Below are 1827 nucleotides of genomic sequence, written 5' to 3' on the forward strand. Positions count from 1 at the left end.
GGGTGACGAGGCCTGCCGCGTGGCGGGCGCCGCTCTCCGCGGCGATCTCGTCGAGGGTCTGCGGGTCGCGGACGGGGGCGCTGTGCACCTGGGTGCCGTCGGTGCGGTATCCGTGGACGCCCACGCGGGGCAGGCTGTTGTAGGCCCAGGGGGTGGAGAAGTAGTAGGCGCCGGTGTCGTGGAGGACGACGTGGTCGCCCTCCTCCAGCAGGGGCAGTTCGCGGCCGGTGGCGACAACGTCGCCGGCGAAGCAGCAGGGACCGGCGACGTCCTGGACGCGGAGCGGGGTCCGCTTGGGGTGCCCGTCGGCGTCGAAGGCGCCGACGCGCAGCGGCCAGGCGTCGGGCATCAGGGTGGTGCGGGTGGCGGTCTGGGCTCCGGCGTGGGTGACGGCGATCCGGCGTCCGCCGGCCTCCTTGACGTACTCGACGCGGGCGGCGATGAAACCGCTCTTGGCGAGCAGTGAGCGGCCGAACTCGGTGACGAGCGCGTAGCGGCCGTCGAACAGCTCGGGCACGGCGGTGCGCAGTGCCGCCGTGTGGTCCTGGTAGGTGGGGCGGACGGTGTCGTCGGTGAAGTTGACCGGGAGTCCGCCGCCGATGTCGAGGCTGGTGATCTGGCGGCGGCCGAGGACCGTGTTGATCTCCTCGGCGAGCCGGTGGGTCGCGGCGATCCCCTCGGCGATCAGCTCCAACGGGCAGCCCTGGGAGCCGACGTGGGCGTGCAGCCGGGTCATCCAGGGCCGGCGGGCGAAGGCCTCGACGACCCGCTCGCGGGCTCCCTCGTCGCGCAGGGCGACGCCGAACTTGGAGGTGGCGGTGGCCGTGCTCATCGCGCCGATGGCGCCGCCGCCGACCTGCGGATTGACGCGCAGGCCGATGACCGAGGAGCAGCCGGGTGCGCGCAGGGCGTCGATCCGCTCCAGTTCGTCGAGGTTGTCCGCGTTGAGGGCGACGCCCAGCCGGAGCGCCTCGGCGATCTCGGTGCGGGTCTTGGCGGGCGAGTCGAGGACGATCCTGGCGGGCTCGAAGCCGGCGTCGAGGGCCAGGCGCAGTTCGCCGGGGCTGGCGACCTCGCAGCCCATGCCGTCCTCGGCGAGCAGCCGCAGGACCGGCACGAGCGAGGCGGCCTTGGCGGCGAAGGTGTGCAGCACGTCGGGCGCCCCGGCGAACGCGGTCCGCAGGGAGGCGACCTGTTGCCGGATGTGGTCGACGTCGAGGAAGCCGGCGACGGGCTGCTCGGCGGACAGCAGTCCCTGGGCGAGGGCGTGGCGCAGGACGGCTCCGGTCCGGTCGCCGGTGGTCGCGGTCGGAGGGCCGTCGGGGCGGTCGGGGAGGGAGTTCGCACGCAAGGTCACGGTCACGGCCTTCGGGGAGGGGCGGGGAGTGACAAAAGGGTGGACCCGACCACGGGCCCTGGTCTTTGTCCGTGGGTCCGAAGGAGCCCGCGCCCGTTGTGCCGGAGGACAACTACCGGGCGTACCGGGTCAGATCGGCGGATGGGCTGAGGAATCGTCTCCGGTCGCCTCCAGGCGGACGGCCAGGGCGACCACGAGCCGGGTGTCCGGGTCGTCCAGGTCGATGCCGAAACGTTCACGGGCCCGGCGCAGACGGTAGCGCAGGGTGTTGGGGTGGAGTGTCAGCCGTGCGGCGGCGCGTGGGACGTCACCGGAGGCGTCGAGGAAGGCGGCGAGGGAGCGGACCAGGTCGCCGCCTGCGGCGAGGTCGGCCCGCAGGAGGTCGCGCACCGCTCCCCCGTGTTCGTGCCACACGGGCCGTGCGGCGTCGAGGAAGCGCAGCGCGGTCACGGCCTGTGCCGTCCCGGCGA

General features: G+C 73.8%; 2 protein-coding genes. Both read right to left on the minus strand.

Features of this window, described 5'->3' with window-relative positions; genetic code table 11:
- Positions 1-1357: diaminopimelate decarboxylase (locus tag HW445_RS29395; protein WP_308800137.1), on the minus strand; the 1357-nt coding region annotated here is incomplete at its 3' end.
- A gap of 129 nt (positions 1358-1486) precedes the next feature.
- Positions 1487-1827 (minus strand): helix-turn-helix domain-containing protein (locus HW445_RS29400; RefSeq protein WP_180223865.1); only part of this gene is annotated, 341 nt, incomplete at its 5' end.

The organism is Streptomyces sp. UH6 (assembly GCF_013421635.1).
Lineage (GTDB): Bacteria > Actinomycetota > Actinomycetes > Streptomycetales > Streptomycetaceae > Streptomyces > Streptomyces abyssomicinicus.